Origin of the sequence: Reichenbachiella sp. (assembly GCF_033344935.1) — a bacterium.
Taxonomy (GTDB): domain Bacteria; phylum Bacteroidota; class Bacteroidia; order Cytophagales; family Cyclobacteriaceae; genus Reichenbachiella.
This window is the reverse complement of record NZ_JAWPMM010000001.1, coordinates 2,421,159-2,447,597: the sequence shown is the minus strand read 5'-3', so window position 1 is coordinate 2,447,597 and position 26,439 is coordinate 2,421,159. Positions and strand designations below refer to the sequence as shown.

Sequence of the window (26,439 nt, the reverse complement as noted above, 5' to 3'; positions counted from 1 at the left end):
TGTTATACAAGCCTGGACTTGAGTTACATAAATCTCACGTTTGAAAAAATTCTGGTAGAACATCTTTGGTTGCGCTATTAATGACAAACAAAGGATCAAGCAAGACTTTTAAAGACCATATCATACTCCCTTCTATAAATCCTCCAAATTAGCTTTTCGCTTATTTTTGAGTTGCTTGTAGAAAGTAGGTGTCAATCCCGTGATTTTTTTGAATTGATTGGACAGATGTGCGACACTGCTGTAGTGTAACTTATAAGAAATTTCGGTCAGATTGAGCTCATCATAAATAAGTAACTCCTTCACTCGTTCTATTTTGTGCAAGATGATAAACTGCTGAATAGTAATGCCTTTTACTTCTGAAAAAATATTAGCCAGATAGGTATAGTCATATCCCAATTTTTCGCTTATGTAGTCAGAATAATTAACCTTTGGCAATTCATCAGTATAGTGAATCATCTCAATGATTAAATTCTTAATCTTTTCTATTAATATGCTTTTTTTGTCATCAAGCAATTCTAGCCCTGACTTCATCAGGTTCTGCTTTAGCTGAAGTCTTTGCTCAGGAGTGATGTCCTCTAAAATTTCAATCATCCCAAGGTCAACAACCACATAGTGAAGCCCGAGCTTCAGAAGCTCTTCTTTAACCATCATTTTGCACCGCAAACTGACCATGTACTTGATGTATAACTTCATAATCAGTGCTTTGCTTTTATGGAATACGTGAGGACTTCAATATCATAGGAATATAATTTCCAATTCATTGAGCTGAACAAAGATACTTTATTAAAGCTTGTTGAAGCTATACACAAAAGCAGGTAAAAGATTTGATTGATTTATCCTCTCCTCTCCAACAGCACAATATTTTCTACATGACATGTTTGTTTGACTTAAAAACCTTCTTCCAAGCCTGCAAAGCTCTATTTTTGATTACCACTGGTTTTCGCGGACAAAGAACGGACAAAAATATGTCACTTTCTCAGTTTTTTCCCATCTCAGATAGGAAAAAGATATAAAATGCTTCCCATCATTTGAAAAGACAGGAAATGGATGGAAAATAACACATTGTCACTCTGCTTGATTGCTATAATATAATTTATGAAAAATATTCAAAAATGGCTTCCATCCAATTTCAATATTAACGATATTCAGTCTTTAATAATGAAATTGGATATAATTCTATGAATGTCTTTCATTCAAAAGCTGATATTGAGGATAGGCTTACCAAGGCTTTCAGAGAAAAATATAAGCGCAAGGATGTTGTTCTGACAGGGATTCTCCTAGCTAGGCCTGAAGATAAATTGACTAAATCTGATATTCTTCCTCACTTAAATTACTGGCATTACAGGTCGGATTATTACGCAGATTTTTTCTGTGCGGGGTACATTCCTGTAGACTTCGAAAATGGCACCATTGCCGTTGACGCTTATATAGATGATCTTCAATGGGGTTTTTCTCATTCCGCTTTTGTGGAGATTGTCGAAGATATTGAGAATACTACTGACTGGTCATATAACGGCGACCCCACCTTAATACTTATAAATGCCTATTTCGATGAAAATGCAGCTAAATTAGACTTTCATCGACTGCTAAGAATCAATTTTAGAGAACTAAGTCTTCTAAAGAATCCACCAACTCCGACATCGATTGCTGAGAATGTATTTGAATTCGCTAAAAAATGCAACGAGGATGAGAGTGATCCAATATGGGAACTTAGCACAAAGTTTGGAAGACGCATTTTACGAAAAGGTATTAAAACAGCATTTTTATCATGGCTTCCAAAATGGTTGAGCCCTACGGTGGCAGAAGCGATGCAATTCGAAGTTGTGCACGAAATATGACATCTTACATGTGATACGCAACTGTATCAATTTGATTACTACTGGGCTTGCAACGTGATAACGGAGATTGTGGAAATTATTAGATCAGTTATTTTAATCCAATTGTAACAAGGGTTATATTACAACTCTCACATAACACAATAAACTTTGGCTTGAAAGAGATTACAGATGGCAATCGTGGTGCCATTAGCTCACTAAAGGGTTATAGGACTCAGGCATTATATTCGATATGTCGAATATTAGAAGATCAAAATCAGGAGTTAAAATACATTCCAGAGGGAATTGAAGATCTAGATATTCTCAATGAGAGCGAAACACTTCAGGAATGTATCCAGGTAAAATCTACTACTGGCACGCTTTCATTTTCCGATCTAATTCAGACAAACAGTAAAACATCCTTTTTTCATCGTGCAGTACAGACATTTGAAAATGGTAATAATCCTAAACTTAAGCTTGTATGTTTTGGAAATATTAGTGAGGGTCTAATCAAACTTTTTGCTCCGGAAACTGACTTCAAAGGCTTTGAGCAGAAGTTTAAAAATTTCGATTTTTCACCTGATCAGTTAAAGTATCTTCAGTCCAATACATCATTTGAGACCGCCTCAGAAGAGGATTATCAACATCGGACCATCGATTTAATCAAAGCGAAAGCCGTAGCCATTGATGCGGATCACGCAATTGAATATTTGCATTATTGGCTTTTTTTCTTATCAGAAAAAGGTGGTGAAATTACCCAAGAAATTTTATTTGCTAAGCTCAATGATATAGGAAAGTTCGTAGCCGAACGAGAAAAATATCACACCCACCTACACTCCTCAATTCGTAAAATTGAAACGAGGATTCAACAAGATAATGCTGTTGATCAATTGAGCAATGGTTTTTTCGAGGGAGTTGGAGCTACTTATGATCATATTTCAGCCGGACTGGATGTAAAAAGAGAGGAGAAGCTTTATGAAGTTGCTCAATTTTTTAAAACTAAGGATGCTGTTATTGTTCATGGTGCTTCAGGACAAGGAAAAAGCGCCTTGGCTTATCGATTTATTAAGGATTACTCTGCTTTGGCATATGAGGTGATATTGTTGGATAGACTCCAAGCCACCTTAGAACAAATTCAAGCTTTAAACGCTATTTCAAAATCGCTTGAGATACCCATTTTGATCTACATTGATGTTATACCCGGTAATCAAAACTGGCTTCAAATTTTAAAGGACTTTGCATCTGGCAGCAACTTCAAATTTCTAATCACCATTAGGGAGGAAGATTGGAACAGAACACCAGAAAAAGAGGCAGCATTCAGTTTTGGAGATGTTGAATTAAGGTTGACTGAGGAAGAAGCAAAATCAATCTATCAACGACTCAATAGTCGTTTGGATGATCATAATTTCACTGATTTTGATGAGGTGTGGCTGCGCTTTGGGGGTCATGGACCATTGTTGGAATTCACTTATCTGATCAATCAAGGTAAGACGCTGAAATCAAGAATTGAAAGCCAGCTCAATCGAATTGAGGATGAAAACCCCGAGTTCATTCAACTTTTGAAAATCGTTTCTTTTTCAGACAACAATGCAGCCAGGGTCAAAGTGGACAAGATTAGGAAGGCAAAAATTTCGACAAAATTGCGGCTCGCTGTGGAGTTTCTAAAAGGCGAATATCTGCTTCAATTTTCCGAAAATGAGTTCTGGTTGCTTGGGCTACATCCGATAAGGTCTGCCCTTATCAGTGAACTACTTCATATTGGTGATACTGATTTGGAAGCCACCTGTATACAAAGCTTAAAGTTGGTCGAGGAGGCAGACTTGTTTGTTTTATTGACCAATGTTTTTCGAAATATATCGATATCCAGGCCAACAATTATGAAGGCTTTGAATGATCATCAATGGAATGACTATGTTGCTTATCGCGGTATTTGCAAGGCATTGATTTGGTTGGGCATTAAAACCTTCACTGAAGATCATGAGCAGTTGATTGAGGGTCTCTACAAAGACGACTCAGAGCTATTGGCGCTTAAGATTTATCTAAATTTTTCAGAAACCGTCGAATCTATTAAGTTTCTTAAGGAAGATGAAAACTGGAATGAGAAATATCAGGTAAAAAAACAATTATTCAAAGGTCATGGAGTCTCCAAGTCTGCAATTTTCAGTATTGCCACAGCTTGGTTGAAGGTAGTTGAGATCGAAGTTAAATCTGTTGAAGGTGATCAGGCCTTAGAGGCGATGGGTGAATTTCTTTTTTGGATAAGCTATTTATTGCCGGACAAGACGATTCCGCTCAATGAAAAAGAAATAAAGTTTGGAATTCAACACTTGTCAATACATGCTTCTTCCCGTGCCTTATTTGGCCTTCATTGCTACTCAGATGAGTCCAAAGCCATTGCCTTGAGTTGTGAAGAGGTTTTTTTGGAAAGACTTCATAAAAAATATGAGATTGGGTTAATTGAAAGGGAAGATGGCTGGATTAAGGCACATTTTATACTAGATATTTTTAACGATTTTGAAGATGAAGGGAATATTCCCCACTTAAGAAAATTGGAAATAATTGATGCCTTGCGCTATGGGTTGCCCTATTTAAACAATCATGGCGCCAAAGGATATGGACACAAACTACATTTTGTTTCTACTGATCATGACGATTCAAACGCACAAATCTCAACCGAGAATAATCCAATTGAGTACTTGGTTTCCCTTAATAACACTCTCCAAAACCTGTTTACTTATGAAAGGCGTCCTGTTGATTGGACTGAATTTGTAGATCAAGTGCTTTCTATGCGAAAGAAAGCTATTTCGAGGCTAGAACCTTTTCTAAATGTTTTGGAAGAATATTTTAGAAAAGGAAGAAAACAAGCGGTTTTTGTTCAATATGCTAGTGAACTTGTTAATGTTGAACTGGCTTTAGAATTCAAAATTTTATTCCCACAAAGTATTTCTGATTCATTGGGTCTTGTGGCCGAAGGAAGTGACCAAAACGCAAAAAAAAAGGTTTTAACTGAGGGAAACGCTCATTCACTTTTGAACAAAAAGTTCAAAGCGTATCGGGATGATCATAATGAATATTTCACTTCACTTAACAATTTTCTTTGGCAGTCAGCTAAGGTAATCTTTTATCAACTTCATCTAGCACTGGGTAAAAAAAGAGATGTTGTTCGTATTTCATTGGTAAATATCATGGAAGCCCATAAGCAGCTGGCTCTTTTTCAACGTTCGTTTGGAAATTACTTTGGCAAGTACGTGGATCCCGTTGAGTTGAAGAATGTTGAGGAGAAGGAAGAACATATTTTAAGATCAATAGCTTTTGGCTGGAAGCACGTTGTCCACCCCATGCCAATGCCTTTAAAAAAAGGTGTTATTAAGGAATCTTCCATCTATTTAAAGAAGTTAAAGAATGATTTTGAACGTCGAATTAAAAGGGATTGTGACAAGAAGGCAGAAGAAAGCGGCCATCTGATTGAAATTGAAGCACATTTCGAAGCGGAATATAAAAGATTGATTCTCGTTGCCGATCTTGTAGACGTCATTGACCAGTTTAATGGAGTGGCTATTTGTCTACAACTACTCAAGGATGCCATAGGCACATGCCAATATTTAAGCTTGAAGCATTTGATGTTGGATTTGAACTATAATGAGTTTTGGATTATTCCTTCTTGTTTAGGTCAGGTTTATCACAAGCGAACTTACAGATTCAAATTGCATCAATTTACACTAGGAAATATCGAAAAGTTGCAGTCTCACGCATTTTTTCCTCAGGAAATTGACGAAGAAATAATTGAGAAGGTAGGTTTATTTATTCAACCTGATTTAAGCGGAAAAGTTGCTTTTGTCGAATTCATGACGAAATGGTATCAAGAATTGACTGTTGCGGTTGGAGTCGCTGCCCAGCTGCACGAGTTGGCTAGTCTAGATGGTCATTCAGCTATCGAGGAGGAGATCGTGAAAAAACAAATACAAAATGCTATTGATAAAGCAAACAATGCATTTTCTAAATTGACGGGAAATTTAGGTGAACAATTGAATTATTTTGAAGGTAAAACTGAGTTTGATGAGCTGGAACAGGAATACTTTCAGCTACTTCGCGAAGTTGCCGAAGCAGTACTTCCAACTCCTAATGAAGAAGGCAAGGAGATTTTCAGTGTCAGCCTGAACTATGATGAAATTTTGAGTTGGCGCAATAAATTAGAACAGGCATCGGAGCGATTGGGGTTGATTTATTTGATTAACCTAAAACTGATATCAAAGTAAAATTTGGAAATGATGTTTAATAATCAAAAATGACCAATTGGAAAATCAATATGCATTTTAAGTTTAAACGTGACAACTGGCAACATGAAAATTAGAGATTGGAGCTATTAAAGCTTATAACTTCTTTAAGAAAAAAGAATGAGACCAATAGCATATAAGGCTATTTTGCTGGAAAGTGAAACATATACCCTTGCTGATTTATGGGCGGGTTATAGCCTTGAATCAATCGCAAAGAAATCCCAGATCGAAAAAGTTCTGACGGAGTTTAATGATTCAGATTTTAAGACATTTGACGAATCATTTGTAAAGAAAGCAGATGATCTTATTATTTGGTTAACCGTGATGTCAACTAAATGATAAATTACGGCTCAAGACTATCAGTATATTCGATAGCATCTGGGAAAATTTCCTCTTGGGTATTTTCATTACCATTGATAATAGATATACCAAAACCATCATTTATCACAACAGAGCCATTATTTTGCCTGATCGCTTCTTTGATTTGATTTCTGCGCTTTTCGTTTAATGCTTTAATAGCATCAACCATTTCGTTGAATTCTTCCAGGGTCTCAGGTCGAACTGACGGGGCTTGATTTGTATCTGACATTTATCCTCCTTTAATCGGTAAAAAATTCGGTGACGACTTCTTCCTTATAAGTGCAAATATAGTACCACAACTCTTCAGCCAACAAAACTAAAATAGGCTGTATAACAGCTGAAAAAGCAGCATGAAACTCACTGTCCGCACTAATTATATTCTCTTTTTCATAGAAAAAATTTACGACTCCAACCGACCTCGGTCGAGTCGTTACTTTTGCCTCTTCTGATCGCTTAAACTCATCAAAAGATAAGTCAAAAGAGGCTAAACTCAAAAAATTATTACTCCTATCGTTATAAAACTTTTGCGTCTGTTTACGTACCCTGTCCGGCAAATGTTGAAATTCCTTCTCTATTGCTACTGTATTCGGGATAATATATTCACCTTTTCTATAAGCTAGGCAGGGACCAGGAATTTGATCCAATTCTTCAATATCATCACGTAACACCATCGAGACCATATTGGTGACTTTTCCATTTCCAATTGGAAAATGAAGCTTATTGGCCGATATTAAGGCACACATAATGTAACGATTGGCAATATAATGCCTAGGAACTGGTGTGTTTTTATTGAGCTTCCTGACTTTCTCCATTAACACTTCGTTTTCTTTCGTGTTTTCAATACCAATCATGATATTGGCACTAAATTGTTCAATGTCCTTTCGCATAAAATCAGCAAGAAGTTGACAGCCACGATGAAGGATTTCATTGAATATGCTTTCACACCTTTCTTTAGACTCTGGACTTGGATCACTTGATTTTAAGGCTTCTAACCGTTTAAGTAGGTAAATCGTCGTTCGGAAATCTGGAACAGCATTCGAAAGAGCTTCCATGTTTGGCGTTTTATATATCGCATATTTTATATCGTCAACGGCACTGAGTACATGATTTTCCACTTCGTCAATAGCACTCTGAACACGGGCTTCTCCACTTTTATTGATCAATCCATAATGGACGGAAACAAATACAACCCAGATAAAGGTGGATAAGTAATATAGCAAGGCTATCCAGCTTACATTTAGCGAAGCAAACACCAGATCATCTGAGAATACGGTGGCGAAAAAGACCTTCGTCCCTGTTAAAATTTCTTCTCGGTAGATCGCTAAAAAAAGAGCAAAAAGAACCGATCCCAAATAGATACATGATCTTCTGATGGTATGACGGTTAATCCCATTTCTTTTCCCCCAAAGGTAAAGAGTCCTTTTCTTAATCATAAAATTTAGGTCGTCTGGTTATTCTTTCTGTAAAAATCGATCAATTAACTTGAGGGTAATATATCCATCTACCCGTCCTTTTGGCGTTCCTTCTGCTGTTATAAAAGCGTCTTGCACATCTTCTTTACTCATCAAATCAGAGACTTCCTTAAGGGTGCGTTCTTTGCTGATGGTAATGAATTTCCTCTCTTTTCCTTCACTGATAAAATCAGCTATTTTTTTAGTCGCAGTTTGTTTTGACATATATGCTATCATGTCATCTCGATATAAAAGTGAAACGACTTTATCATGGTTGAGACCTGTGAAAATGGGAAAACGCGATTTATTGTACGTGTTTAATATCTCTATAGTCGCTGTCATGTCTTTACTTGTGTCCACTTCGAAAAATATGGACTCATAAACGATCATGACCTGCTCTACACTAATGGCCTTGGCTAATTTCTTTGGAGAAACCTGATCCAGCAATTCTCCGAACTTTTGAGAGGCAGATTCGAAATTTTCCCTGCCAAAAAAATACGCAAGGACTGTACCCACCCAAGCGGCCACAACAGGCAGTACTTGGTTGAAAATGTCTTTTGCTGCGTCATTATCTGGAGCGGCATTTATAGCATACAGGCCAATCACCAGCATGGAGGCAATGGCAAGGAAAATGACTATTAACCCCAAAGAATGTCTAGTTGCATTATTATCATCTTTGATCTTGGATAGGACAAGGTAAAGAACCACAAAGAACCCAAGCAAAACGAAAGCACCTACAACCAAAGAACCTGTTGGAAATATCGTTTCACTCACTTCGAATTTGGCAGCAACTTCTTTAGCTATTTGCAATGAATCAGCTGCACTAAGTTTAGTTTCTAATGAATCATTTGGAAGCATTTGCATGTTCATAATGGTTATTTTAGTTTGAATCCTGCAACTAGATTGATCGTCGTACGTTCCCATGCGCTGGTATCCTTCTCGGCATTATCATTGAGATCATTGATAAATCCCTGAATACCAAAAACGGCATTTAAAGGCGCATCCTTTTCTGACAAGTAAAAGCCAATACCAAGATTGGTTTTATTATCACCTTCCTCAAGGGTGTTATGCCTGACATGTAACATCGGATTAATCCTTCCATTGGTATTCAAACCAATATCTAACATCGTAGAGGTATTGAAAATATTCTCTGCGTATTCCTGAGCCAAATAAACGGTCTTTGCATCAGGGGTAATGATCTGTTGACCGTTAGCAATTGGGGTAAAGAATTCATAAGAGGTCAGGCCTGAGACATTGTCAGACCAACCTAGCCTAAAACCAAATCCAAATATCAACCCTCCTTTTTCAAAACTCGTTAGGGCATCGTCAATAAAGCCAACTTGCACATAGCTATTCAATGGAGATTGAGTCTCTATTTGTTCACCCGAAATTTGGGTACTGTCATAGGTTTGTAAACGACTTACACCTAGATTTCCAACAACATAAAAAGCGCTTTTGGCTTGCTGATTTAAATACCAGGTATGGGCATAGGTCAGGTTCCCCTCAAAATTAAAAATGCCATTTTTTACTATTGGAAAAGATTTGTCTTTCCCTTTTAGGGATAAAGATAAAGCCCCAAAATTCCATACGCTATCAGGAAGCATTTCTGGGAAAGTTATAGAAAAGGCTATCTTTTTTTCCTGTGCATTCACATTTAAAGTATTGTTCTCGAATACAGGAAAGGACGATTTGCCTTCACCGTCTTGCATGACATTGTATTGAGCCAACAGAGTGTGACTCACAACAGTAAGTAATGATATTAGATAACTGCGCTTCATGTGATCGGGGTTTCTGGTTGAACATCCGAAGGGATGGATACGCTATCTACAATGCATCCTTTGTTTTTTGACCCACCAGTGCAGCCTTCACTGATTTTACCCTCTTTTTCTTCTACCAAGTCCTTCCAGTCATTCTCGTTCTTAATTTCAATGCCTAGCTCAAAGCCAGTATTCCTTGGACCGCCAACGATGAGTTGATAGTCAAAATCTCCTTCAACATCAATTGAAAACTCATCAGATTTCCAAGTTTTGAAATCAGGTGATTTTGAAAATCCCAGTGAAAAATCCTGATCATTTTCAGGGTAAAATTTAACGCTCCATAATTTGCCCTTACCTGTGACGGTAACTTTAAAGGTGTGAATTGCCATGGTTATTTAAGTTTAGGTTTACATGTTTTGTGGTTTATTCTTCGTGATTCTGCTTATTACTAGATATTAAAATAAGATGGGATATATCTTTCTCTAGGACTGATAAGATCAAACCTGCGGAGTTGGTGATCAACAAAAATATGATGGTAATTGATGGATAGGAATGCTGCCCATTTGCGGGTACACCTGCGCAATTTTTGAGTCTCATAGCAACAGTGTTAGGTGTTGTCTCTCAAAAAAGCTGCAAACTAATTTATTTAAAAAATTCGTCTTATCAAAATCAGGGTCTTTTTTCCTGATTACCTTGTGATTATAGAAGAAATTAGAGACACAATGCTTGCATGACGGCTCATGCGTATTTATCTATACTTTACTTAGTTGCTCTTTTTAGAGATGCTTTGCTTGTATTTACTTACCTCATCATTGCTTAAACCATCTGGTGAAGAAATGATGAAACTTGATCCTTGTATATCAACCTCAAGAACCATATCCGTATTCATTTTGAAGTCTATTTTTATTTTATTCTGATCTTTGTCAGACGGCCTTTTTATGACAATCGTTTGAACTAAGGTATTTTTTGATGCTTTTGCATGCCCTCCCTTTAAAATATTTACCCTTAATTCAGTTGCCTCTTTATTATTGGGCTGAAACTCATAGGCTGCATTGGCCGGAATGATTTTTCCTTTATGGAGAAATATATGATAGCCATTATCTTCTAGCTCAACACCATAATTGTCTTGAAGCACTTCCATAACCAGTCTTTCTTTCAATGCGCCAGTAAAAATGGCACTTTGAATAATAGCGCCTTTGGCCACACAAGTCTCCGCGTCTAGATCTCGATAACAAGTAATATTGAGTTTTTCTTCTAGGTATGATTTAAGCCCATAGGTGTGTCCTGCACGGCCTAACAATAGTACTTTGGTCTTGTTTTCTGAATTGAGAAGCGGCTTGACCTTGGTCACGATTCGTTTCATCAAAGGTTCAGTAATGTCTAGGAATTTCTCTCTTGTTAATATGAACTCTGGTAATATTTCAACACCGTTTTTGATAATTCCAGCGGGTACATGAAGTCTAATTTCTTTTTGATCACTTAACCGTTTCTTCTTCTCGGCTATTTCCTTTTGAAGGTCATGGTCTGTTTTTGTGCCGCTTTCTTTTAGTGCTTGGTCAATGTTTTCTGTGCCAAATTGCTCCAATAGTTGCTCCTGGAGCCAATTTCTTATTTTGAGGTCAAAATCCAGACCACCAAGAAATGTATCGCCTTCGATTCTTAAAACTTGTAGAGCAGCTGAGTCTGGCTCTTTATCTTCACTTATGGTTTCAATGTAAGAAAGGTCTAAGGTGCCACCTCCAAGGTCTATGACCAATAACTTTTCACCAATGTTGCGATTTCTTGTATATTCTAATGCTGAAGCAGTGGCTTCATTAATCAATCTTTTCACCTTTAAACCTGCAATGGAGGCCGCCTCCAATGTGGCTCTCCTCTGGGATATATCAAAATGGGATGGAATGGCGATAACAGCCTCGTCTACTTGTTCTTCATAACCCATCTCTTTCATGTCCAATTCTGCGAGAGATACGAGCTCCTTGAGAATAATGGCTGCTACATATTGTGGATGAGTTCTTTGTGTTGAGTTTATACGGATAGTCTGATCTCTTCCAAGATGCCTTTTGAATCCGGCCACATAGGTGTATTCCTTTTCTGTGGGTTGATGCCCAACCGCAACTTTGTCATTTAAGAAAAAAACTTCTGAGGGTAAGCTTTGAGTGCCTCTGGCTTGAACGATTCTAGGTTTATTCTCGTGCCAGTAGCCAATGACAGATTTAGTCGTACCCAGATCAATGCCAACAATCATTTATTTAGGGTTAGGTGTGTAGTCTTATAATAACTCTATGATAAAAAAATCGTTAAATAAGTTAGATATGTTTTACATAACTTCAAAATCATGATAGATATTCCAGATAATTTTTCGATGAAAGGAGATAGAATACATGTTTCAAGTGATCCTAACCCTCACCTTACTGGCAGGTGGAATGGACAACGTACGGCAGATCACATCCCTTACCATGGCCAGACTACACTGGGTATGTTTGATAATTCGCTACCAGGAGGAAGTATTGGTGAAGTCAATGATTTAATGCAAAAATTCCCAAATACGTTCAATGATTCTGGGCTCAAGTGGTAAGTGTAGTTTTTAGGTTGAATTCCCAACTGCGCTTACTTTTCAAATTCATTAAACAGTAATGAATATGGAATACTCAACGGCTGTCAGTAAAACTCGGTAGCTATTTCCTATTCAATCTTCTGAATGCTTGAACAAACTGAAAGACCCCATATCCTATTACCAGCCGAGTTATAAATAACCATGACAAAACCCAATCTGGCTCATAATTGCAGTAATAAGAATAAAAGCTCATAAAGTCCCATTTTGTCAAGATAAATAGGTATAAAAGCGAATTTACGACCATACCGAAATCTGGGATTTGTTCGACATGGGAGTCAAATCTAAATATCAGGTAATAGATAGTTAAAAAAAGCAGTGCAAAACCAATTGTAAATAAAAATGCTCTAGCCCAATTTGTACCATAAGAATTAGACACTCTGTTTAAAAAAAGTGAAGCCCTATCCTGTCCCCTCCTCCAATACTGCTTTTTCCAAAATTGATAGTTTTTACTTAATTTTAATTCATATTTATATGCTTTAAGCTCAAGTATTTTGTATCTAATAGATTCTACACTATTAGAAGTTTTCTCATGCTCATGTTTAATAAGCCTATAGGTCTCTCTAAAATTTTGAGCAGATTGAATATTCTTATGCTTTGAGTTAGTATAAAACGGAATCATTAACAGTACCTCAATTTTATCCTCTTCCATTCTCATTCCAAAAAATTGAAGATTTGCATTGTTTAAATTTGATCGAGATAGGTCAAGCCCCTTTTTAAAAGTGGCTCTCTCAAAAGATATGAAAGTGTCAGACCCAGGCCTGATATAAATAAATATTACTCCTTCATGAAAAACTGTTTCAGAAAAAATTGCTCTATCTAGAAAATCTGTGAGCGAAAATTTTGTATCATTATGAAAGTGTGATTGATAGAAATCTACAAGACTTTCAAATGTTGTGTTTTCAAAATTACAGGCATAAAAGTCACATTCATGAAACCTAACATTCTCCTTGAATACAGCGTTTTCAAAGTCCAACCATGCATCAAACTCGATGTTATAGAAATTAATAGCAAAATTTGCTTCAAAACCGAATAACAATATGTTTGAGCTGATTTTCTTAGAGTACATATGTACTGAAACAGGACTCTTCTCGTTTGTTTCGATTATTTTTTCTTGAAGAGTGATAAAAAAAACAACAATCTCTTCTGCTTTATCAGTAGAAACTTCTATTCTAATTTCATTTGTTTCATCATACGCTATTTGCTTTTTCTCTACATATTCTTCTAAAAAAAATTCAAATCCTTCCTTCATGTATTAATGTTTAGGTCAAAACAGCTATAAATCTCATTCAACTAATTCATAAATAATAACTGAACTTTAACTTTTAACCCTAAAAAAAGAAATTAAGTATTCTGTTAGAAATATTGGGCGTTCCCCTGCGGGTCGGGCTATCGCCGCTACACGGTAGCTGGCTCTATCCCTAACGCTTACCTTAAACTTCCATAAGTGGTTGTGATATATCTATTCATATTTGTAGAGTTAAGGAAAACCTTACATTATCTTAATAGATAAAATTATAGGTAGCTGGTATGAATAGTTTCAATTTCGAAAGTAATCTTGAATTAAGTGATGAATACAAGACCCATCCAATCTTCAAACAACTCGATGAGTATAACTCCTTTTATGACTCTCTATCATTCTCAATAATGGGCTTCATTAAGCCGGGTGCTGTAAGTATTATTAACCTTGATAGCTATGTGTATTCATCCATTCAAGGAACGCTGGAATCCATTAACCTGACCTTAAAATCAGGACGCATCAATGATGCTTATGCTCTCCTTAGAAAACTATTTGATTCAACAATCATAAACATCTATTGCAATCTTTATCTAGAGCAAGAGTACACCATTGAAACTCACGCCCAAAATGAAATCAATGACTGGATGAAAGGCAATAGTAGAATTCCAGATTATCGTGTCATGACGCAGTACATCTACAAATCAGAAAGGCTCAAACCAATTATGGAGCTTTTAAGGAATGATGATAGATACAAAAAGATTAGAGATCGGTGTAATGCTCATACACATTACAATTTCTTTAGATATGTGTTACACAACGACAACCGTATTCATCTAGGTAATAACATTCGTGAAAACATGTTGAGTGTTTTCTCTGAGGACTTGAAACAAATCTATATTCAGCATTTGTCCTATTTGTTTTTCCTTAATGGTCATTATATGATGTCAAGCGATTATATGGATCATCTTGAAATGGGCATGACTCCTCCAGAAGGTTCTGAAAAGTGGGTTTCTCCTCCTATTCAAGATGTTTTTAACAATGTGATTAAATCATCTCGCCCTGACATAGCCGAAGTAATAAAACGTCATACAAGTATGGACTTATCCTAGAGTTGATTGTCAATAGATAAAACACCATTTCTATTCAGTTGCGCCAAAGATAGCCCGCACCGGACACGACAAAAGACTACGGCATAAAGCCAACGCTTTTACCCCCCGCTCGTTTATTCCGTTTCCTTTTGTCTTAGTCCTTTATGCTTAGCTCTTTGCGGCTTATCGGAAAGAAATGGGATGATGTGAACTGGATTTTATTTCAAAGACGTATCAATTGTGAATACTTCATCTGAAAAAGTAACTTTGATCTGATCGTACTATTTGTTTCAGAAGCTCTCAAAAATCATGAAGACTCTCATTAGCGGATTTGTTGGTTGTACTCTTGTGATGGCTAATTCTCTTTTTGCACAACAGACACCTCCAAACGAGATATTCAAAGTTAAGCCGGTGATTTCTATTGATCTTGAAGAGACAAACCATCCCTTCCCAAATATGCCAACCATTGAACCCGAAGCTTCGGCTCAGCTCCGTCCTAATCATATGCGGCGGGGGCAGCTCATTGTTCCACAATACTCAGATAATGCACTTGGTTATGGTATTAAACTCTATAGTGGTCATACCTTAAACTTGAGCATTGATAAGGGCTTGGAAGAGAAGGTTGCCAAAGACTTTATTAAAAGCTGGGAAAATGAAGGAGAAATACAATTTCACGAACTCATTCATGGTTTGCGAACAGGTGAAATGACCTGCAACACTCTGGTACAACAAGCACCCAACAGAAAATGCTATTTACTTTATAATGCTTCAGATCATTCGGGAAAGAATGAGAGAGGCATCTCAACTTTTAACCAAATCCTAAAAATCAAAGACCGCAACAATCACTATGTTCGGATTGAAGGAAAATTTGAGGCCAATGATGTTAGCACGATCTTTTACCTCGCTAATGAAATGAAGGAATTGGATATTCTGAAACTTCCATTATATGACTTGATCCAGAATTCTAGCATGGATCGTATGGGTATCAGCCATGGCAAAAAGAACAAGATGGTGACCTACTTTTTCAGCAACAAACATTTGACCTTAACAAAGGGGAAGTCAAATGAAGAACTCTTTGGCTATGACTTTGAAAAAGCCATAAAAGAACTTGTTCGTTTTCTTGAGTTTGAGAAAATCGAATGATAATTGCTTCCCCCTGCTTTCACTTTCCAATTGAGCCATCAAGTTTCATTGGTGGTTGATCATTGGCAAACCTTATTAGGTTTTCTTCAAATCGCTTTAGTGCTTTATTATTGCAGCCATTAAGTTCAATAATCTGTTCCATATCAGCTTTTAAAGAAGACATCTCTTTTGATACAGATCTATTATTCATGCCTTGAGTCCAAATACTTAGGACATTTTTCAATGCTTCTTTACTATTAATATTTTTTATTGTTCTATAGGCTTCGTATAGTTTGGGAGAAGCATAATACTCCGTTCCCTGCTCTGTCCATTCTACACAAGTTCTTCGAATTTCAACACCATACCCGTCCCTAGTAACCCGTTCCTTGCTACATACGTCTCTGTAAATTTGAACCTTGTTATTTGGAAGGCTTGAAGAACAGTTCTTAGCGAAGTAATTCATATAATTGAAGATCATTGCTGTGAACTGCAGATCATTCCGATTAAATAAGACTCTGTCGAAATTGCCTTCATAAATTTTCTGGACTAAATCTGAGTTTTTTAATTCCTTGGTTTCCAAAAAGAAACCATGTTTTTTTATATACTTTTCTTTGGCAAGTCTATCGCGCTTCTTTTCCTCTAGTAGTCTTAGTTTCTCGTCTTGAGCCTCTTTTTGACTGTATGTTTGAAATTTTTCTTTCTCGATCAGAAATTTTTCTTTCCTGATGGGAAGCTCAGTAGTAAGTATCATGTGCTCGAATCTCCGATCATTATAGATTTGTTTTTTGATTAACTCTCCTGTTCTTTCCCTTTTTACATAGGCCAGATTGAGTACATCAGTAGACCTTTCTGGATAGAAATTTTCCAAATTTTCTACTTTATTACAACTACCCTTTAAACCATAAATTTTCAGCTTGCTAGTTCCAGAGTGATCAATAACAAGTTTTTGATATGGAATAACAAAAGGGAGAGAGTCTTTGACAACTTCCATGAGAAAAATATGAGGGTTATAGATATCACTATTGACATCAATTGGTCTTAAATACACTTCTTTAAGAATTTTATCATTTTCATAGTGCTTTAAAAGTAGGTACTTGTGAACATAGTAAGTTTTGTCATCATACTCTTTGTTAGAATAATAAGTTTCTTTGCCTACCCTGGCATTAATGAGAGATGAGCCATTTTCATCGTAAAATTGATAGACACTCAATGAATGATAAGAAGAGTTTAAAATATTTTTACCTAAATCATTAAGTAAATATTCATTTTCTCTTTTTAATGCTGATGCTTCGGCGGTATAATCAATGTGGGACTTTAATTGTTCATCTACATGATGCTTTAAGTCAACAAATTCATCGATTGTCTTCTTATCTCCTACACCTACTATTTTTAGTTTTTTAATAAAATCAATGTCTCGGATATCAAATATTTCACTCCATTTGCTTGAATAATGTTGTCCAGCAGGTATGCTATATATTTTTTTATAATAGGCGTTGATAAAATTCTGGCCATCTTCTCTATCAAAATCAGCAAAGAATTTTTTATTCTGATCAAATTTTATCCATTCAAAATCCGTGTAAGTCTTATAAGAATTAAGTATATCCTTAGTTACATGTAACATACCGGCTTCAGTCCGAGCTTCATTCTGAGTTATCATATTACTCTCAAATATTAATTCTCTTGTTCGTTCTCCTTCAAAATATTCTATATACTTAAAAAAATCGATTTGTCTAGTTTTTTTACCACTTGTCGCAAAGGTATATTTTAGCCTATAGATTGATACAAATACTTCCTTAGGCTTTGGTTTCTTCCCCTTTTTTTTGGCTACAGGGACAATCATTTTCGCTCGATATATTCCTGGAAAAATTTGCGCCCTTTGACTCGACGCTGAAAACGATAAACCGATAAGTATACCGATAAATAAAAGATATAATGGTCTCATGCGAACTGCGATGTATGAAAAGATAAACTAGCCTAATTATTAGGCTCATACAAAAAAAGTGGAAAATTATTCATCCGGCGTACTAGTGTAGCCACTAGTTATTAATCGTCATTCATTTTTTGGTATCTGAAAGTAAATTAGCTGTATTCGTAATCATTTTTTGAAAAGTTATTCTAATTACCGGTCGGTAATCCGCTCTTGACTGGCGAATAGCCGAATAAATAAACATCTTTATTGATTGTTTAGCTCGTACTTAAATTTATGATCAGATTAGCCTACTTTTTCCTTATTGGAGCACACTCACTTATCGCACAAGTTCCAATTCTTGACTCGCTGCAAATTGAAATTGAAAACAAAGAAGTCCATGACTCGCTATATGTTGACTTGCGTAATACCTTTTCAAAACATTGCATTTATAGCAGACCCTCGGATTCTACTTTATTGGAGTATGCTTTTGAAACACTACAAATTGCAGAGGAAATTGAGTACCCTTTGGGACAAATCATTGCTAACCAAAGAATTGCAACCATTCATCATTATCTACACGGAGAATCGATAAAGGCATTAGAATACTACCAGCGAGCTGTGTCCATAACAGATCGGCATTCTTCCCTAAAAAAACACATGGTTGGCAGTCTGCTAAATATAGGCACTATCTATACTGAGCAACAGGATTATGACCTGGCTTTGAAGATTTTCAAAAGGGTTTTGAATGAATTTGACGGTTATGCCATACCGGAGCAACTGATCGGAAATGTATTCGGGGAACTTAATGAGTTAGATTCCGCTGCGTATTATTACAAACAAGCAATTCATCGTGCACATTCAGAAAAGAACTTTCCTGTTGAAGCAAATTCGCTTAGCAACCTTTCATTAGTCCTATCAAGGGCGGGATACTTTGAAGAAGCTACTATTTCTATTCAAAATGCCTTGAAATTGGTTGAAATACACCAGATTGAAATTGTCAGGCCAACAGCATATTTAAATGCTAGTGAAGTTTTCTTGAAAGCAAAAAAGTATGATTTAGCTGAATCTTATGCTTCGAATGCTTTAGAGCTACCCACATTACAGGGCAACCTTTTTGTCCAAAAAAGCTTGTATGCAACACTCTATGATGCCTATAAAGCAAAAAAAAAATATAAAGAAGCTCTTTCCGCTCATGAGCAGTTTAAATCACTCAACGATAGTATTACGGCTTCCGATCGAAGAGTGGAGTTTACCAAGAAGGATCTGGCATTTGAAAGTGAACGCAAAGACCTTCTTGCTCAGGCGGAAATCTCAAAACAAAAACTTATTAATAAAACTTACCTGATTTCTGGTGGAGGAATTATCGGAGCACTCTTTTTGATATCATTCTTAGTTTGGCAAAAACAAAAAGTCGTTTCCAAAGGAAAAGAATCTGAATTCAAAAAAAATCTTGCTGAGTCAAAACTAACAACTCTGAGAGCTCAGATTAATCCGCATTTTATCTTCAATGCGCTCAACTCCATTGATCAATATATGTTCAAACATGGCGCAGAAAAGGCCAGCAATTATTTGGTTAAATTTTCAAAATTGATGAGGTCGATACTCGAAAACTCAACGGAAAATTGGATTATGTTAGACGAAGAAATTACTCTTATAAAAACGTATGTTGAAATTGAAAGTCTCCGTCTCAATAATACACTAAAGTTTGATATTGAAGTTGATCAAGAAATTAATAAGGAAAGCACCTTGGTTCCTTCTTTATTTATTCAGCCGTTTCTTGAGAATAGTATTGAACATGGTATTTCAAAGAAAGATGGTTTGGGAGAAATTTCAGTAAATATGTATCTGGAAAATCAAGAAAGACTCACCTGCATCATAGAAGACAATGGTATTGGTCGGTTCATCTCCACCCCCTCACACAAGGGAAAATCAATGGGAATGGAAATAGCGCAAAACCGAATTGATTATTTAAACCAACTGACCAATCAAAAGACCCATTTTGAATTGCAGGATTTAGAACAAGGGTTAAGGGTTATAATTTCAATTCCGTATCAAATTAAATTTTAACTATGCTTACAGCCGTTATAATTGAAGACGAAAATCATTGTATTGAACGATTAAAAAGGGCTCTTGAAAAAAGCTCAAATAAAATCAAAATTATAGGAGAGTTCGATAATATCAAGGACTCGTCTGAAAACTTACCCAAGCTTGCTCCCGACCTTATCTTCTTGGATGTAGAATTGAAGGACGGCTCGTGCTTCGATTTACTTCAAAATCTAGAAAATATCAGTTTTGATGTAATTTTCATCACAGCACACAATGAATATGCTGTAAAAGCATTTGAGTATAGTGCTGTTCATTATCTGCTCAAACCAGTAGATTTTGATGATGTAGAAATTGCTTTAAAAAGGTCTCTCCAAAACAAAAAAATTCGAGACACAGACTCGCGCTTAGCAACTTTAATTCACAACCAAGAAACTTTGAGTTCATCAGAAAAGAAATTAATAATATCTTCAACGAATGAGAGATTATGTTTCAAAATGGGTGAAATTCTGCGTTTTGAAGGAGCTGGAAATTATTGCACTATCATATTATTCAACGGTGACAAACATTTGATCACCAAGACGCTTAAACATTACGATGACCTTTTGGAGGACTTTTATCAGATTCATCAATCTCATTTGGTTAATATGGATCACGTGAAAAAGTTTGTGAAAAGGAAAAACAGCTCCTTTGTTTTATTAACTAACAATGAAAAAATACCCGTTTCCGTCCGAAGAAGAAGCGGCCTTGATCGTTTTTTTGATAAAGAGTTGATTTAATCGAGATAGTTTAACTTTAAATCTCTAACCAAATTATGGGCCATCTGGAATTAAAGGAGCAATTTGGATGCCTGGACTTTCGACTGTTGGTGCTTCCGTCTTATCTATCATTTGATCTGGCAAAACTCCTCCTTGCAATGACCCTGCTACCTCAAATGGTTGACCTTCAAAAAAACTTTCAACGACATTATTATGTTCGAAATACTCATGTTCTCCATTTTGGGCATCGATTAGATTTGCCTCAACTGCTGGATTTAATTCAAAGTCTGGATTTATCGTGTCTTCCGCCAATTTCATGGCGGCTTCCACACCGCCTAGATTTTCAATTGTTTGGTTTTGTATGGCTCTGATTTCCGGATTATCCGATAGCCCCAAATCAAGCATTGTACGAAGGCTACTCATTGCTAAATCACTTTCGCTTATATCCTCATCAGGGATGGCATACCCATTCAAATTTTCAGCTTCTGATTTGATAATACCCCAAAATTCTAGTTGACCGGATGTCAAAGAATTTTCAAATTCTGCCATTTCCTGTTCGTCAGAAAATGGATCAACAAATGCCTCTTGCTGGTCTGGAGATAAGCTTCCATAGAAAGCGTTCATATGGTCTATATGTTTGCCAAATTCCGTTCTCTCATAAGTGGTTGAGACTCCAACACCCTGCCCCTTTGATCTCAAGTACCAGAAAAGCTCATCCTGCTCATTTTTGGAATTATCTTTAGTCATTGCTCAACCATTTCCTCATTCTCTAATCACTCGTTTATTTTAAAACGAAATGATTAAGAATCGATTAATGTGATCTACAGTTTTTGAGCAATCATTAACGGGACAAAGACCGAACCTACCGGTTCGTGCTTTTCTGTATTATCAAGCTGAATAAGAAGAATTCGAGATTCTGATCTAACTCTTTGATAGATACGCGGATCTACTTTATCAAGCTTGATTGTTTTACTCTCAGTATCATCACCACCAACATATATTTCACCCAAATCAATATCTATGGATACCCATTGAGGTGAAATGTTAAGTGGCTCATCATAAAAGAGTGCGATTTGATCTTTGTGATTTAAGGCAAGTGATGCTTTCATCTTATCAGTGTACTTCATTCAGAAATTAAATATCAAGATTTATGGAAGTCTCATCAGATTACTCCATTGGAACCATTTTAAGAAAGTAGGCCCGCATCTGGTAGCGTGGCATAAGCATCAAGAATAGTGGATAGATTTTCAGGGCGTACCTTCTTACGCCTACCGCCGCGCCAATCATGGATCATGACTGCCTTTATATGATCGATCCTAAATCGTTTCAAAAGGACATAAGGTTCGAAATTCGTTCTTTTGATTTCTGCTTCAAGCTTTTCCAGGTACTCGGGCGTTATCTCAACCAATCGGGGTGATTTACGTCGATCTGATATTTGAACCTTTTTTGGTGGTTCGTAAGCTTCAATGAAGCTCAAAACCGCATCGAAACTATTCTTATCCGCAGTTTCCGTTTCCCCTGAAAGCCAATTCTTTAAGATTTGAATATTAAAGCCGTAATATCGAGGGGTAGCCTTGGATATATCAGCCTTCTTAATCCCCTTCTCTTCGATCAGGGATTTCATCTTGTTAATCTTCTGGGGGGTGAGCTTAATGCGCTGCAATGTAGGGAACAGGCTATAGGCTTTGATCAGTGCATCATATTCTTCTTTTGAAGGGTGCTTGACCTGTCCCATCAATATATTATGGATGCGACTATGATTTAGGCTCTGCGGTAGAAAATCAATTTTTGCAAGACCAACTGCACCTATGCCCGTGCGCTTGTTTTCATCCAGTAAGACCTTATAGGCATCTGGATTTTCATTGAAATCTATATCTGAAAGAGCAGGTTTTCTAGGCATAGAATCAAGCATATAGGCTTAATTCTTAATAGACCATTAAGATTAGATACAAATTAGGCTAAAGGCTATGAATAATTTACGGCATTTTCATATTTATCTGTGAGAATGGTCATGTCATTTAGGCAATGGGGAAAAATAGATTTTGGGAATGGAAGTGCAATTAACGAGGGGAAGAAGTCAGTCTTAGTGTGAATAAAGAAGCTGGTGGAAAAAAAAGACATGACAGTCGAAAATGAAAATTCAAGACAGATAAAAAGTGAAGAACGTCTGAAACATAATGAGCAGACGAGCTTTAATTATACGTTGAATGGCAAGGCTGATGAGGTTGGCCTGATTGCCAAAGGCAGTGCGTCCAATGCAGGCGGTAATAATGAGCTTTCCGAGAAAAAGAAGAAAGAGCGTGATGAAAATCTCAAGCTCCTACTGGAAGGCAATAAGGACTTCAAAGCCTTTATGGATGATTTCGGTGACAAGCTGGATGATTATAACAGGGTGGCAGATCGACAGAGCCGAAGACAGGCGGCCTTTGAATCCGGAGATTGGGATCAATACAGACTAATCCTGATTAATGACTATGATATGAATGCTGATGATGTTGCAGCGATGAACAATGAAGATTTCCAGAAGCTTGATCCAGAACTTCAAGATTTAGACGAATTCACAAAAGAAACACTAAAGCACGAGCTGATCCAGCTTGCGAAAGACTATGATGAAGAACATGGTTTTACAGACGAGCAAAAGCAGGCACTACAGGAGCTTATGAGCAAAAGTGGTATTGAGGGTATAGACTTTGACGAGGTATTTTCAGACGTTAAGAAGGATGCCAATGTAGGATTTGTAAATGATGTTGAAAACGCCACTCTTGGTACGGTTTCGGAGACATTTAATTTGGCCGCAAATGATAAGCAAAATCCATTTGATCTGGATAATCAAAATAAAAGCGCACCTGATCCATTTTCAAGCACGCCTTCAAATTCGCCTAATCCGTTCGGTTAATTAATTTATACTCGCTACAACTACAGGCTCAACATTTTCTGGTATGACCAGATGGTTGCCGTGTTCATCAACAAATTCCTCTGCAATTATGTCAATGGCTCCGCCAATTTGTCTTGGAGAAAAAGCATTAACGATTTTGCTATTAATATTTTTTGAATAACGAACTCCATCCATATAGATTGTGACCAGAGTTTCGCGCTCTTCACCTGTTTCTTCATGGGTCGCCGTAATGTACATGGGCTTATCCGTAAAACGTCGGTCAGCAAAGGCATTTGCTAGAATTTTAGCATTTTCTTCTGCGGAGCGTTCAGCCTTCTCACCACCATAAATGTGAATAGCAAGCTTACCTGCTTTAGATGCCTCAGAAGCATCATTAGAGCGGCCTGATTTAACAATAGGCGCATTAAGAGGACGTGCCTCATTATTTTCAACTGCGGTCTTTGTGCCTGGCTCTTTACCGCCATTGTCGTTCGCGACAGCAGCGCCAAAGGTCAACATCAATGATAGTAGTACAGCTTGCTTCTTATTCATGGCCTTTAATCCTTTTATACCAACATACTTTATATCAGCTTTTACCCTTTGTGTACAAGGGGTTTCAAACCGTTTCTTAAAAAATTAACGTTTGCATTACTGCGAGTTATAAGACGCAATATAATGGAAATTTTCTTACTACGTGTTATAACACGCTGATTTTTATAACGCATTTCTCGTCTTTTGATCTCGTACTATGAAAGATGAAAAAGCCATAGATGACCTTTTGAAAGCTCTTGGAGCCAGACTAAAAGAACTTCGTAAAAAAGGTGGGTTTACTGGCGGTTACGTAGGGTTTGCCATTCATCAGCTTGAAATGCAGCCCAAGCAATATTGGGAAATCGAAGAAGGTCACGCCAATATCACAATGAAAACTTTGATCAAAGTTTTAAAGCCTCACAACATTACATTAGAAGAGTTCTTTAAGGGACTGTAATTACAGCTCGACATACATATGTACCCTCTTTTAAAAAAGAAGAACAAAAAGTGAACTTTACCTATTGACTCCAGCAATTGACGCTGCTACAACCCGTGATTGTAAATTGATTATAGGAATATTTTCCTGAAATCAGTAAATGTGTAACTCATTGTGTGAGGAGTAAATAGAGGATGAGTAACAATACTCTGTATTATGGCGAAATAGTCGCCCGCATAGCTGGAAGGCTATACCCACTAACTGAACATGCTAACGACAATAACCTTCCACGAGATCTCGATCTCACGATGGAAGATATGATCTGCGACATCAGTGCAGATGCCGGACGTATATTCGACCGTCTGGAAGATTTGTCAGGTGAGCATTTTATCGACTGGCGTAAAGCCCTGGAGCATTATTCAGATGCACTTCGGAGCTTTGTGTTAGGCGGTAGGATGCCCTGTACAGCTGACATGATCTCGATGGCAGCTAAAAGCATGGACATATCAAGAGCAGAGCGACTGGCACTTGCCAAGGAAAAGCTTTAGGCGTTCCACCTCGCGCGGCGCAAGGTTCTCTTAACAGCAAAAAAACATTTCCCCACTTTTCCGCATTGCATTTGTGCAAAGTGGGTGATCCCCCTTGTTGTTTTTTTGACCTTGCGTCTTGCTCACCCCCTGTTCGCCACATGGCAAGGGTTATGGCGAACCCCATAACCCCTTTTACAAAGGTGTTTTAACCAAAGACATAAAGGAGAAAAACTATGTCAGAACAAACCAAAGAAAACCAAAACGAACTTTTTGCAGATACAAATATCTCGATGAAATCAGGACGTTTAGTTAAAGATGCTGAGCTGATTGCTAATGGAAAATTTGTTCGTATGAGACTAGCAACAAACAAGCAATATGAAAGTGATGACGGGGTTAAGACCTTGGTCAATTACTTCAATGTTCTTGTATCCAGCAATCTTACTGATGCCTTCGCACAGGCCAAAGACCTGAAAAAAGGTGATTGGGCATATATCAAAGGCGAAGACAATTCCAAAAGCGTTGACACTGCCGAAGGTTATAAAGAAACAGCCGTGACCACTTTTGCTTACAAAGTGACCAAGAAGAAAGCCGTTCAAAACAACGAACCTCAACCAGAAACAGTAGCTCAAAACGAGCCTGCAATGCCCTAACTCTCAGCCCCCAAACTATGGAGGAAGCACATCTCCCCTGCTTCCTCCACTTTTTTTAAAAGGAGCAAAATATTATGTCTCATGCCAGAACTCAAAAGCCAGACATTCAACAGGAAATCACAAACAACATCATCACCTTATTGGATGAAGTTGATCTAAAGGACTACCAGCCGCCCTTTGCTAATCTTGCAGCCCTCGGCATTCCTGAAAACCCGATAACAAAGAACCAGTATCAAGGCATCAATATTCTTGCGCTTTGGTTCAATCAGAAATCAAAATCCCTGCGCTCTAATAAATGGGCAAGCTTCAAGCAATGGCAACAAGCCGGTGCGTCCGTCAAAAAAGGTGAAAAAGGCTCTCGCATTATCTTCTATAAAACCCTTACTAAAGAAAACGAAACCGAGTCGGGTGATAAAGAAGAAATGAAGATCCCGATGCTTCGGCAATATGTAGTATTCAACGCCTCTCAGGTTGAAGGCTTTGAAGATGTTAACCAAGTACAACTACCAGAAATTGATAAGGTTGAACGCCTATCATTGGTCGATGAATTTTGCCGAAGCACAGGCGCGGATATTCGAACAGATAGTGATGAAGCTTTTTATTCACCACTCGGCGATTACATCAACATGCCAGAAACATCCCTGTTCTTTGAAACCGACCAAGCAAGTGCTACAGAGAATTATTACTCCACCCTCCTCCATGAATTGACGCATTGGACGGGCGCAAAGCAGCGGCTGGATCGCAAAAATGATCCAAATAAAAAAGCCATTGAGAATTATGCGTTCGAGGAATTGATCGCGGAGCTTGGCGCAGCGTTTCTATGCGCTCAGCACAATATCAAGCAAACGCAGCCAAAAGATCATGCGCTTTATATCAAGAGTTGGCTGTCTGCCTTGCGCAATGACAAGACCCTCATTTTTAAAGCCTCGGCACAGGCTGCAAAAGCCAGCCAATACCTCAATGATTTCCAGAAGGAGTTTGCTTAATGGC

The 26,439-nt window shown here is 37.3% G+C and carries 26 protein-coding genes; 13 read left to right on the top strand and 13 right to left on the bottom strand.

Annotated features, from left to right (window positions below):
* Positions 1-132: 132 nt before the first annotated feature.
* Entirely contained in the window at positions 133-693 is a 561-nt protein-coding gene (locus tag R8N23_RS10660; protein ID WP_318171582.1) for an AraC family transcriptional regulator, read from the bottom strand.
* A 485-nt stretch (positions 694-1,178) separates the two neighbouring features.
* On the opposite strand from R8N23_RS10660, the gene R8N23_RS10655 reads away from it, so the two are divergent.
* The 3 genes from R8N23_RS10655 to R8N23_RS10645 all read left to right on the top strand — a co-directional run bounded on the left by R8N23_RS10655 (position 1,179) and on the right by R8N23_RS10645 (position 6,427).
* A complete protein-coding gene (locus R8N23_RS10655) occupies positions 1,179-1,838 on the top strand; it encodes a hypothetical protein (RefSeq protein ID WP_318171581.1) in 660 nt (219 codons plus the stop codon).
* Between the two features lie 152 nt (positions 1,839-1,990).
* A complete protein-coding gene (locus tag R8N23_RS10650) occupies positions 1,991-6,070 on the top strand; it encodes a hypothetical protein (RefSeq protein ID WP_318171580.1) in 4,080 nt (1,359 codons plus the stop codon).
* Between the two features lie 138 nt (positions 6,071-6,208).
* Positions 6,209-6,427: a hypothetical protein gene (locus R8N23_RS10645; RefSeq protein ID WP_318171579.1), complete on the top strand. Its 219-nt coding sequence runs from the start codon at positions 6,209-6,211 to the stop codon at positions 6,425-6,427.
* A gap of 4 nt (positions 6,428-6,431) precedes the next feature.
* On the opposite strand, the gene R8N23_RS10640 is transcribed toward R8N23_RS10645, so the two are convergent.
* The 6 genes from R8N23_RS10640 to R8N23_RS10615 all read right to left on the bottom strand — a co-directional run bounded on the left by R8N23_RS10640 (position 6,432) and on the right by R8N23_RS10615 (position 11,901).
* Positions 6,432-6,677 (bottom strand): hypothetical protein, encoded by a 246-nt coding sequence (locus R8N23_RS10640; protein WP_318171578.1) that lies wholly within the window; start codon positions 6,675-6,677, stop codon positions 6,432-6,434.
* Positions 6,678-6,687: 10 nt separating this feature from the next.
* Complete coding sequence (locus tag R8N23_RS10635; RefSeq protein WP_318171577.1) at positions 6,688-7,881, bottom strand: hypothetical protein; 1,194 nt, start codon at positions 7,879-7,881, stop codon at positions 6,688-6,690.
* Positions 7,882-7,899: 18 nt separating this feature from the next.
* Complete coding sequence (locus R8N23_RS10630) at positions 7,900-8,769, bottom strand: hypothetical protein (RefSeq protein WP_318171576.1); 870 nt, start codon at positions 8,767-8,769, stop codon at positions 7,900-7,902.
* Between the two features lie 5 nt (positions 8,770-8,774).
* Positions 8,775-9,677, bottom strand: a complete 903-nt coding sequence (locus tag R8N23_RS10625) for a hypothetical protein (RefSeq protein ID WP_318171575.1) — start codon at positions 9,675-9,677, stop codon at positions 8,775-8,777.
* Positions 9,674-10,045: a hypothetical protein gene (locus R8N23_RS10620; protein ID WP_318171574.1), complete on the bottom strand. Its 372-nt coding sequence runs from the start codon at positions 10,043-10,045 to the stop codon at positions 9,674-9,676. Before R8N23_RS10620 ends, R8N23_RS10625 begins: the two co-directional genes overlap by 4 nt.
* A gap of 374 nt (positions 10,046-10,419) precedes the next feature.
* The gene (locus R8N23_RS10615) at positions 10,420-11,901 is read right to left on the bottom strand and encodes an Hsp70 family protein (RefSeq protein ID WP_318171573.1); all 1,482 of its coding nucleotides are present in this window, start codon (positions 11,899-11,901) and stop codon (positions 10,420-10,422) included.
* 90 nt (positions 11,902-11,991) lie between these two features.
* Between R8N23_RS10615 and R8N23_RS10610 the strand changes: the two genes are divergently transcribed.
* The gene (locus tag R8N23_RS10610; protein ID WP_318171572.1) at positions 11,992-12,231 is read left to right on the top strand and encodes a hypothetical protein; all 240 of its coding nucleotides are present in this window, start codon (positions 11,992-11,994) and stop codon (positions 12,229-12,231) included.
* 100 nt (positions 12,232-12,331) lie between these two features.
* On the opposite strand, the gene R8N23_RS10605 is transcribed toward R8N23_RS10610, so the two are convergent.
* The gene (locus R8N23_RS10605; RefSeq protein WP_318171571.1) at positions 12,332-13,519 is read right to left on the bottom strand and encodes a pentapeptide repeat-containing protein; all 1,188 of its coding nucleotides are present in this window, start codon (positions 13,517-13,519) and stop codon (positions 12,332-12,334) included.
* 278 nt (positions 13,520-13,797) lie between these two features.
* On the opposite strand from R8N23_RS10605, the gene R8N23_RS10600 reads away from it, so the two are divergent.
* Together R8N23_RS10600 and R8N23_RS10595 are read left to right on the top strand one after the other, a co-directional pair.
* Positions 13,798-14,616 (top strand): hypothetical protein, encoded by an 819-nt coding sequence (locus R8N23_RS10600; RefSeq protein ID WP_318171570.1) that lies wholly within the window; start codon positions 13,798-13,800, stop codon positions 14,614-14,616.
* A 288-nt stretch (positions 14,617-14,904) separates the two neighbouring features.
* Positions 14,905-15,738 carry a hypothetical protein gene (locus R8N23_RS10595; protein WP_318171569.1) on the top strand — a complete coding sequence of 278 codons (834 nt, stop codon included), beginning with the start codon at positions 14,905-14,907 and terminating at the stop codon, positions 15,736-15,738.
* A 19-nt stretch (positions 15,739-15,757) separates the two neighbouring features.
* Here the strand turns inward: R8N23_RS10595 and R8N23_RS10590 are convergent, their stop codons facing one another.
* Positions 15,758-17,659, bottom strand: coding sequence for a hypothetical protein (locus tag R8N23_RS10590; RefSeq protein WP_318171568.1), 1,902 nt, complete (start codon positions 17,657-17,659; stop codon positions 15,758-15,760).
* Between the two features lie 261 nt (positions 17,660-17,920).
* Here R8N23_RS10590 and R8N23_RS10585 point away from each other — a divergent pair, with 261 nt between their 5' ends.
* Entirely contained in the window at positions 17,921-19,693 is a 1,773-nt protein-coding gene (locus R8N23_RS10585) for a histidine kinase (RefSeq protein ID WP_318171567.1), read from the top strand.
* A 2-nt stretch (positions 19,694-19,695) separates the two neighbouring features.
* Positions 19,696-20,448: a LytTR family DNA-binding domain-containing protein gene (locus tag R8N23_RS10580; RefSeq protein WP_318171566.1), complete on the top strand. Its 753-nt coding sequence runs from the start codon at positions 19,696-19,698 to the stop codon at positions 20,446-20,448.
* A 33-nt stretch (positions 20,449-20,481) separates the two neighbouring features.
* Here R8N23_RS10580 and R8N23_RS10575 read toward each other — a convergent pair whose 3' ends face one another.
* The 3 genes from R8N23_RS10575 to R8N23_RS10565 all read right to left on the bottom strand — a co-directional run bounded on the left by R8N23_RS10575 (position 20,482) and on the right by R8N23_RS10565 (position 22,327).
* Positions 20,482-21,174 carry a hypothetical protein gene (locus R8N23_RS10575; RefSeq protein WP_318171565.1) on the bottom strand — a complete coding sequence of 231 codons (693 nt, stop codon included), beginning with the start codon at positions 21,172-21,174 and terminating at the stop codon, positions 20,482-20,484.
* A 74-nt stretch (positions 21,175-21,248) separates the two neighbouring features.
* On the bottom strand, positions 21,249-21,536 hold the full coding sequence (locus tag R8N23_RS10570) for a hypothetical protein (protein WP_318171564.1): 288 nt from the start codon (positions 21,534-21,536) through the stop codon (positions 21,249-21,251).
* A 77-nt stretch (positions 21,537-21,613) separates the two neighbouring features.
* Entirely contained in the window at positions 21,614-22,327 is a 714-nt protein-coding gene (locus tag R8N23_RS10565) for a hypothetical protein (RefSeq protein ID WP_318171563.1), read from the bottom strand.
* A gap of 204 nt (positions 22,328-22,531) precedes the next feature.
* Here R8N23_RS10565 and R8N23_RS10560 point away from each other — a divergent pair, with 204 nt between their 5' ends.
* Positions 22,532-23,323 (top strand): hypothetical protein, encoded by a 792-nt coding sequence (locus R8N23_RS10560; protein ID WP_318171562.1) that lies wholly within the window; start codon positions 22,532-22,534, stop codon positions 23,321-23,323.
* On the opposite strand, the gene R8N23_RS10555 is transcribed toward R8N23_RS10560, so the two are convergent.
* A complete protein-coding gene (locus R8N23_RS10555; protein WP_318171561.1) occupies positions 23,324-23,854 on the bottom strand; it encodes a hypothetical protein in 531 nt (176 codons plus the stop codon).
* A 196-nt stretch (positions 23,855-24,050) separates the two neighbouring features.
* Here R8N23_RS10555 and R8N23_RS10550 point away from each other — a divergent pair, with 196 nt between their 5' ends.
* The 4 genes from R8N23_RS10550 (at position 24,051) to R8N23_RS10535 (ending at position 26,435) form a co-directional block, all read left to right on the top strand.
* Positions 24,051-24,290: a helix-turn-helix transcriptional regulator gene (locus R8N23_RS10550; RefSeq protein WP_318171560.1), complete on the top strand. Its 240-nt coding sequence runs from the start codon at positions 24,051-24,053 to the stop codon at positions 24,288-24,290.
* Between the two features lie 296 nt (positions 24,291-24,586).
* Positions 24,587-24,817, top strand: coding sequence for a hypothetical protein (locus R8N23_RS10545; RefSeq protein ID WP_318171559.1), 231 nt, complete (start codon positions 24,587-24,589; stop codon positions 24,815-24,817).
* A gap of 215 nt (positions 24,818-25,032) precedes the next feature.
* Positions 25,033-25,449: a single-stranded DNA-binding protein gene (locus R8N23_RS10540; protein ID WP_318171558.1), complete on the top strand. Its 417-nt coding sequence runs from the start codon at positions 25,033-25,035 to the stop codon at positions 25,447-25,449.
* 74 nt (positions 25,450-25,523) lie between these two features.
* Positions 25,524-26,435, top strand: coding sequence for an ArdC family protein (locus R8N23_RS10535; protein ID WP_318171557.1), 912 nt, complete (start codon positions 25,524-25,526; stop codon positions 26,433-26,435).
* Positions 26,436-26,439: the final 4 nt, after the last annotated feature.

Bases quoted from the DNA above. Each gene is read 5' to 3' on its own strand.
- R8N23_RS10645 (WP_318171579.1), top strand. From the start codon at position 6,209: ATGAGACCAATAGCATATAAGGCTATTTTGCTGGAAAGTGAAACATAT.
- R8N23_RS10575 (WP_318171565.1), bottom strand. From the start codon at position 21,174: ATGACTAAAGATAATTCCAAAAATGAGCAGGATGAGCTTTTCTGGTAC.
- R8N23_RS10555 (WP_318171561.1), bottom strand. From the start codon at position 23,854: ATGAATAAGAAGCAAGCTGTACTACTATCATTGATGTTGACCTTTGGC.
- R8N23_RS10615 (WP_318171573.1), bottom strand. From the start codon at position 11,901: ATGATTGTTGGCATTGATCTGGGTACGACTAAATCTGTCATTGGCTAC.
- R8N23_RS10545 (WP_318171559.1), top strand. From the start codon at position 24,587: ATGATCTGCGACATCAGTGCAGATGCCGGACGTATATTCGACCGTCTG.
- R8N23_RS10620 (WP_318171574.1), bottom strand. From the start codon at position 10,045: ATGGCAATTCACACCTTTAAAGTTACCGTCACAGGTAAGGGCAAATTA.
- R8N23_RS10540 (WP_318171558.1), top strand. From the start codon at position 25,033: ATGTCAGAACAAACCAAAGAAAACCAAAACGAACTTTTTGCAGATACA.
- R8N23_RS10585 (WP_318171567.1), top strand. From the start codon at position 17,921: ATGATCAGATTAGCCTACTTTTTCCTTATTGGAGCACACTCACTTATC.
- R8N23_RS10640 (WP_318171578.1), bottom strand. From the start codon at position 6,677: ATGTCAGATACAAATCAAGCCCCGTCAGTTCGACCTGAGACCCTGGAA.
- R8N23_RS10655 (WP_318171581.1), top strand. From the start codon at position 1,179: ATGAATGTCTTTCATTCAAAAGCTGATATTGAGGATAGGCTTACCAAG.
- R8N23_RS10595 (WP_318171569.1), top strand. From the start codon at position 14,905: ATGAAGACTCTCATTAGCGGATTTGTTGGTTGTACTCTTGTGATGGCT.
- R8N23_RS10600 (WP_318171570.1), top strand. From the start codon at position 13,798: ATGAATAGTTTCAATTTCGAAAGTAATCTTGAATTAAGTGATGAATAC.
- R8N23_RS10660 (WP_318171582.1), bottom strand. From the start codon at position 693: ATGAAGTTATACATCAAGTACATGGTCAGTTTGCGGTGCAAAATGATG.
- R8N23_RS10590 (WP_318171568.1), bottom strand. From the start codon at position 17,659: ATGAGACCATTATATCTTTTATTTATCGGTATACTTATCGGTTTATCG.
- R8N23_RS10570 (WP_318171564.1), bottom strand. From the start codon at position 21,536: ATGAAAGCATCACTTGCCTTAAATCACAAAGATCAAATCGCACTCTTT.
- R8N23_RS10580 (WP_318171566.1), top strand. From the start codon at position 19,696: ATGCTTACAGCCGTTATAATTGAAGACGAAAATCATTGTATTGAACGA.
- R8N23_RS10610 (WP_318171572.1), top strand. From the start codon at position 11,992: ATGATAGATATTCCAGATAATTTTTCGATGAAAGGAGATAGAATACAT.
- R8N23_RS10635 (WP_318171577.1), bottom strand. From the start codon at position 7,881: ATGATTAAGAAAAGGACTCTTTACCTTTGGGGGAAAAGAAATGGGATT.
- R8N23_RS10565 (WP_318171563.1), bottom strand. From the start codon at position 22,327: ATGCCTAGAAAACCTGCTCTTTCAGATATAGATTTCAATGAAAATCCA.
- R8N23_RS10625 (WP_318171575.1), bottom strand. From the start codon at position 9,677: ATGAAGCGCAGTTATCTAATATCATTACTTACTGTTGTGAGTCACACT.
- R8N23_RS10535 (WP_318171557.1), top strand. From the start codon at position 25,524: ATGTCTCATGCCAGAACTCAAAAGCCAGACATTCAACAGGAAATCACA.
- R8N23_RS10630 (WP_318171576.1), bottom strand. From the start codon at position 8,769: ATGAACATGCAAATGCTTCCAAATGATTCATTAGAAACTAAACTTAGT.
- R8N23_RS10550 (WP_318171560.1), top strand. From the start codon at position 24,051: ATGAAAGATGAAAAAGCCATAGATGACCTTTTGAAAGCTCTTGGAGCC.
- R8N23_RS10605 (WP_318171571.1), bottom strand. From the start codon at position 13,519: ATGAAGGAAGGATTTGAATTTTTTTTAGAAGAATATGTAGAGAAAAAG.